Annotated in this window: 6 protein-coding genes; all 6 read right to left on the minus strand. The window is 73.0% G+C overall.

Translation table 11 applies throughout. The annotated features are described in order from the left end of the window. The coding region (locus tag VGD85_RS01175; RefSeq protein WP_331061621.1) for a glycoside hydrolase family 3 N-terminal domain-containing protein at nucleotides 1-1,048 on the minus strand (1,048 nt) is incomplete at its 3' end. Further along, complete coding sequence (locus VGD85_RS01180; protein ID WP_331061622.1) at nucleotides 1,045-1,884, minus strand: carbohydrate ABC transporter permease; 840 nt, start codon at nucleotides 1,882-1,884, stop codon at nucleotides 1,045-1,047. The genes VGD85_RS01175 and VGD85_RS01180, both read right to left, overlap by 4 nt. After that, nucleotides 1,884-2,795, minus strand: a complete 912-nt coding sequence (locus VGD85_RS01185) for a sugar ABC transporter permease (RefSeq protein WP_331061623.1) — start codon at nucleotides 2,793-2,795, stop codon at nucleotides 1,884-1,886. Before VGD85_RS01185 ends, VGD85_RS01180 begins: the two co-directional genes overlap by 1 nt. 151 nt (nucleotides 2,796-2,946) lie before the next feature. After that, nucleotides 2,947-4,239, minus strand: a complete 1,293-nt coding sequence (locus VGD85_RS01190) for an extracellular solute-binding protein (protein WP_331061624.1) — start codon at nucleotides 4,237-4,239, stop codon at nucleotides 2,947-2,949. 117 nt (nucleotides 4,240-4,356) lie between these two features. Next, nucleotides 4,357-5,481 carry an ROK family transcriptional regulator gene (locus VGD85_RS01195; RefSeq protein WP_331061626.1) on the minus strand — a complete coding sequence of 375 codons (1,125 nt, stop codon included), beginning with the start codon at nucleotides 5,479-5,481 and terminating at the stop codon, nucleotides 4,357-4,359. 181 nt (nucleotides 5,482-5,662) lie between these two features. Next, nucleotides 5,663-6,708, minus strand: a 1,046-nt coding sequence (locus VGD85_RS01200; protein ID WP_331061625.1) for an ABC transporter permease, incomplete at its 5' end; no start/stop codon positions are given.

The raw sequence follows: 6,708 nt of genomic DNA on the forward strand, positions 1-6,708 counted from the left end.
CACCCTCGACGGTGGTCGCCCGCCGGGCGCCGGCGAGCTGGCGGTCCGCGTCGACCGCGGTCCGTACGCCGCCGCCGCGGGGCATCCGGTCGACCCGGCCCACGGCCTCGGCCAGGCGCTCCTCGGTCAGCCGCCCGGAGCGGACGGCGGCCACGATCGCGGCCTGGATCTCGCGCACCAGCGCGACGTCCTTGTCGGCACCGATGCAGAGCAGGTCGGCGCCGGCGGCCAGGGACAGCACGGCCGCCTCGGGGATGCCGCGGCCGGCCGACGCGCCGGCCATGTCGAGCGCGTCGCTGACCACGACCCCGTCGTACCCCAACCGCTCGCGCAGCAGCCCCAGCACGGGCCGGCTCAGCGTCGCCGGCAGCTCGGGGTCGAGCGCCGGCACCACGATGTGGGAGGTCATCACCGAGGCGACGCCCGCGTCGACGGCCGCGGCGAACGGCGCCAGCTCGCGGCCCAGCAGGGTCGCGAGGTCGACCTCGACGGTCGGGAGAGCCAGGTGGCTGTCCTGCGCGGTGTCGCCGTGGCCCGGGAAGTGCTTGACGCAGGCGGCGACCCCGGCGCTCTGCAGGCCGGCGACCCAGGCGACGACGTGGGCGGCGGCCTCGGCGGGGTCCGGTCCGAAGCTGCGGGTGCCGATGACCGGGTTGTCGGGGTTGGAGTTCACGTCGGCGACCGGGGCGAGGTCGAGGTCGATGCCGGCGGCGGCCAGCTCGGCGCCGACGGCCGCGCCGGTGTGCCGGGTCAGCTCGAGGTCGCCGGCCGCCCCGAGGGCGGCGGGGCCGAGCACGGGGCTGCCGTCGAGGGCGTGCATCCGAGTGACGTCGCCGCCCTCCTCGTCGACGGCGACGACGGCGTACGGCGCGGCCGCGTGGATCGCGGCCGTGAGCCCGGCGACCGCGGCCGGACCGGCGGCGGTGTTGCTGCCGAACAGACAGACGCCGCCGAGGCCCTCGGCCAGCAGGCCCGCCACGTCCGGATCCAGCGTGGTGCCGGGGAACGCGGGCAGCAGCACCCGCAGGGCGAGACGTTCGAGGCTCATCCCTTCACCGACCCGGACGTGAGGCCCGCGACCATCCGGCCCTGGACCAGCAGGAAGAAGATGACGACCGGGATCGCGATCAACGTCGAGCCGGCCATGATGCCGCCCCAGTCGGTGCCGCGGTTGACGTCGGTGAAGATGCTCAGCCACAGCGGCAGCGTCTTCTTGTCGCCCTGGGACATCACGACCACCGCGAGCGTGAACTCGTTCCAGGCCTGGATGAACCCGAAGACGCCGGTCGCGACCAGGCCGGGGGCCAGCAGCGGGAACGTCACCCGGAAGAAGGCCTGGACCCGCGAGCACCCGTCGATCATCGCGGCCTCCTCGAGCTCGAACGGGACACCGGCGACGAACCCGCGCAGCGTCCAGATCGTGAACGGCAGGACCGACGCGACGTAGACCAGGGTCAGGCCGAAGACGGAGTTCAGCAGGTTCATCCCCTCGAGCATCTTGTACTGGGAGATGAACAGCCCCTCGACCGGGATCATCTGGATCACCAGCAGCGCCACGATGAACGACTTGCGGCCGCGGAACTTGAACCGCGACACCGCCACCGCCGCCAGGAACGCGAACGTCAGCGCCACCCCGATGGTCAGCAGCGTCACCATCAGGCTCATCTTCAAGGCGTCCAGGAACTGGTTGCCGTCGAAGACCGTGCGGTAGTTGTCCAGCGTGCCGCCGAACGGCACCCAGGTCGGGTCGGGGTTGCGGATCTTGTTGCGGGGCAGCAGCGAGCTGTTGACCATCCAGTAGACGGGGAAGACGCACATCACGAACGCGACGACACCGACGGCGTTGGCGAACAGCCGCACCGGGCGGCGGGCGGGGCGGGCCATCAGTCTTCCTCCTGGCGGAGCATCGCCCAGATGTACGGCGCGGTCAGCACCACGGTGAGCACGAGCATGAAGAGGGCGACCGCGGCCGCCATGCCGAAGTCACCGCCGCCGATGCCGAGCCGGTAGATGTAGGTGCCGAGCAGGTTCGTGTCGCGGGTGCTGCCGCCGGCCTGCTGGAGCACGTAGATCTGTGTGAACACCCGCAGGTCCCAGATCACCTGCAGCAGGCCGACCACGAGCAGCACCGGACGGATGCTCGGCAGGATCACCGAGCGCAGCCGCTGCGCGGGCCCGGCGCCGTCGATCTCGGCCGCCTCGATCATGTCCTCGGAGACCTGGGTGAGCGCGGCGTAGACGGTGAACGCGACGAACGGCACGCTCATCCACACCACGATGACGGTGGCGACGAAGAAGAAGGACATCGGGTTGAGCAGCCACGGGTGCCCGGCGTAGTCGATGCCGCTCTTGGCGAGCACCCAGTTGATCACGCCGTACTGCGTGTCGAAGAGCCACTGCCACACGGTGAGGGTCGCGACCACCGGCATCGCCCAGGCGAGCAGCAGCCCGGTCTGCAGCAGGATGCGCACCGGCTTGGCCATGTGCTGCATCAGCAGCGCGAGCCCGACGCCGACGGCCATCGTGACGGCCGCGTTGACGACGCAGAACACCAGCGAGCGCAGCGCCACCCGCCACAGGTAGGGGTCGGTGAGCAGCTCGCGGAAGTTGTCCACGCCGACCCACTCCGGCGGCCTGCCGAACTGCTGGGCGAGGCCGAACTTCTGGAACGCGAGCACGACCTCGCGCGCCAGCGGGTAGCCGAGGGCGACGAGGAGTGCCGCGAGCGCGGGGACCAGCAGGCCGTAGGGCAACGGGGTACGCCGCGGGCGGGGCGGGCCGGCCGTCGTGCTCATCGTGTCCTCCTCCTCTCTCGGTGGTCGGGCGTCTCATCATGTCCCGGCACGGTCCGGGCACGGCACGGCCGGGGCGGCGACGCAGCGGCGCCGCCCCGGCCTGGTGTGACGGAGTGTGACGGAGTGTGATGGGGTGTCGGGTCCCGTGGGGTCAGCCGTTGAGCTGCGGGTCCATCTGCTCGTCGGCCTTCGCGGCCAGCTCGGCGACGTCGCCGCCCTGGGCGATGCCGCTGAACAGGTCCTCCAGGACGCGCGAGCCCTCGACGGTCGCCCAGCCGGGCGCGGCCGGGGTCAGCTTGGCGTTGGACGCCGCGGCGATGGTGGCCTGGGCGAACGCGTCGTCACCGAGCAGCGAGGTCAGCGAGTTCTTGGCGGGCGTCAGACCGTTCTGCGCCATGATCGTCTGGTAGTCGTCGCTGAGCATGAGCGCGACCGCCTTCTGCGCGAGCTCCTGGTTGGGCGACTTGGCCGCGATCGCGATGTCGGAGCCGCCGAGCAGCACCGGTGCGGGCTGGCCGTCGGTGCCGGGCAGCGCGAAGACGCCGACCTTCTCGGCCAGGTCCGGGCAGCCGGTCTTGGGGTCGTTGAGCAGGCCCATCACCCAGCCGGGCGCGGACATCATGCCGACCTCGCCGGCGCAGAACGGGGTCTGCGGGTCGGCCTCGTTGCCGTCCTTGGGGGCACCCGAGGCCTCGGTGAAGAGCTTCTGCGCGGTCTCCAGGCCGGCGATCGACTCGGGCGACTCGAGCGCTCCGGTCCACTCGCCGCCGTCCTCGGTCGCGAGGTCGCCCCCGGCGTCCCAGACGAACGCGACGCCGTTGCGCCAGTCCTGGCCGGGGAACCAGAAGCCGGAGAAGTTCGCCGGCTTGGGGTTGGCCTTCTTCAGCGCGATCGCGGTGTCGACGAACTCGCTCATCGTGGTGGGCACCGACAGGCCCGCCTTGTCCAGCAGGTCGGTCCGGTAGAAGACGTACTTGGAGCCGGCGTAGTAGGGCACCGCGTAGGTCTTGCCGTCGACGGTCGCCCCGTCCACGAAGCCCTGGAGCAGGTCGTCGCCCCCGAGGTCGCCCAGCTGGTCGGTGAGGTCGGAGAACGCACCGGCCGAGGTGAAGGTCGGCGCCTGGGTGTTGCCGATCTCCACGACGTCCGGGGTCTCGGACTCGCTCGAGAGCGCGGTGGTGAGCTTCTCCACCAGGCCGTCCCACTGCTGCTCCTCGATGGTGAGCGTGGAGCCGGGGTTCTGGTCCTCGAACGTGGTCTTCAGCCAGTCCCGCGCCTCCTGCGGGGTGTCCGCGCCGTTGAGCCAGACCCGGATGTCGGCGGTCTCGGAACCGCTGCCCTCGCTCTTGGTGTCGTTGCCGTCGCTGTCGCTCCCGCACGCGCTCAGCGCGGTCAGAGCCAAGGTGGCCAAGGCTGCGCCGGCCAGTGTCTTCTTGATGCGCACCGCAGTGTTCCTCTCTTGCGATCTACCCGTTGTGGTGACTGGCCCAGGTGCGGCGCAGAGCCGGGTCCTGGGTGCCGGCGGGCCCGGTTGGCCCGCCGTACGAGATCGGGGTCGTGCTCACGACACGCCCAGCTCTCCCGAGAGGACGAGGACGGCGGCGCCGAACAGCACCACGTCGTCGCCGAGGGTGGAGGTGCGGACCGCGAGGCCCGCGGAGCTCACCGGCATCGTGCGCTCGCGGATCACCCGGTCGGCGGCCTCGCGCAGCGGGCCGTCGAGCAGCTCGGTGGGGCCGCTGAGCACGAGCTCCTGGATGTTCAGCGTCCCGACGACCGGGGCGAGCGTGGCCCCGAGGCGCTCGCCGACCTCGGTCAGCACGGCCTCACGGTCGGCGCCCGGCTCGGCGAGCCGCCGGCGCAGCCGGGGGGCGGCCAGGATCGTCTCCAGACAGCCGCGGCGGCCGCAGGCGCAGACGTCGCCGCCGGGCTCCACCGTGACGTGGCCGACCTCACCGGCGGCGGCGAGGTGGCCGTGGAGGAGCGACCCCTCGAGCACCAGCCCGGCGCCGACACCGATGCCGACCCGCAGCACCATCAGCCCGCCGTCGCCGGTCTGGCCGAAGGTGTGCTCGCCGAGCACCGCGGTGTTGGCGTCGTTCGCGACGAACACCGGGACCCCGAGCGCGGTCGCCAGACTGGTCGCCAGCGGGGTGTCGGACCAGGCGAAGTTGGGGGCGTCGACCACGGTGCCGGCGGCGTCGACCACGCCGGGGCTGCCGACGCCGACGCCGAGGACCGGGCGGTCGGTCATCGCGATCAGCTCGGTGGCGAGCCGGTGCACCAGCGCGACCGCGTCGTCGCCGCGGGCCTCGCCGATCTCCAGCTGGTGGCGGGCCCGCACCTCACCGGCGAGGTTCACGACCGCGCCGCTCATCCGGTCGTCGGCGGACAGGTCCAGCGCCACGATGTGGGTGGCGTCGGGCGCGAGCCCGACCAGGGTCGGCGGCTTGCCGACCCGCGCGGTCGCCGGGGCGCCGAGCTCCTCGACCAGGCCGTCGGCGACCAGCTCGCCGACGAGGTCGGAGACGGTCACCCGGGTCAGGCCGGTGGTCCGGGCGAGGTCGGCGCGGCTGGCCGGCCCCTCCCGGAACAGCTGCTGGAGCAGCAGGGACCGGTGGTGCCGACGGGCGTCCTCCTGCAGCAGCTTGCCGCGGGGCCGGAGCGGTCGTCCGACCGGGGACATCGTCGTCACGTTTGTTAGTTCACCGCACTTACTTATTCGGTGTCAAGGGGTTCGGCGAGATGTGGGGTGCGGGTTTCACCGGCTGACCGGTGAAACCCGCACGACACGCCGGGGCGGCTCGGCGTGTCGTGCGGGTTTCGGCTGCCGAGTGGTGCGGCTGGGGCGCGTGAGACCGCGCGGCTCAGGCCCCTCGCGGCACCACCCGGCGCGACCCGACCAGCGCGGCGAGGAGCGCGAGCCCGGCGCAGGTGGCGGCGATCGCGGCGAGCGGCAGCACCGGGACCGTCAGGCCCACCTCCGGTACGTCGCGGGTCGTGGCGTGGCGCACCAGCCAGCCGACGAACAGCGTGATCGCCGAGCCGACCAGCAGCGCGGCGGCGCCGACCGAGCCCGCCTCCCACACCGCCATCCGGCGCAGCTGGGCGTCGGTGGCGCCGAGGAGCGCGATCGTGCGGAACTGGCGGCGGCGCTGGGTGACGCCGATCAGCACGGCGTTGACGATCGCGATGCCGGCGTACAGGCCCGAGGGCCCGAGCAGCACCCAGAGCCCGACCTCGTTGCCGGCGCGCGTCCGCGCGTCGACCTCCTCGATCCACCGCCCCGCCGGCAGCACCCGGGCGCGGGTCCCCGCGAGCAACGCGTCGACGTCGACGTCCCCGGGCATCACGAAGACCAGGTCGGTGATGGCCGCGCCGACCCGGTCGCCGACCAGCGCCCGCGGCACGAGGACGTCGGCGTAGAGGTCGGGGGCGTCGCGTACGACGGCCACCACCACCGGTCGCACCACCTCGCCGGCGATCCGCAGCCGCACCCGGTCGCCGACGCCCGCGCCCTCGTCGAGCGCGTAGGTCTCGGTCACTGCCACCGCGTCGCCCCCGCCGAGCCGGTCGAGGTCGCCGCGCACCGCGGTCAACCCGCGGGCCGCCTCGATGGCGGGCAGGTCGACGACCTCGACCGGCTCCCGTTCGCCCTCCGGACCGAGCCCGACCGCGACCGTGGTCCGCACGTCGGCCAGGTCGATCCCCGGATCGCCCGTCAGGCGCTCGACGACGGCGTCGTCGCCACCGGTCTCCACGACGACCGGGGCGTGGAGCTGGGCCCGGTCCATCGCGGTCGTCCAGTCGGCGGTGAGGCTCAGCGCGAGGATCATCGAGCCCGCGATCGCCGAGATCGCCAGGATCGGCGCGGCCAGCGCCGCGGGCGCGCGCACCGCCGTACGCACGTGGT

This window comes from Nocardioides sp., from assembly GCF_036401255.1.
Classification (GTDB): Bacteria; Actinomycetota; Actinomycetes; order Propionibacteriales; family Nocardioidaceae; genus Nocardioides.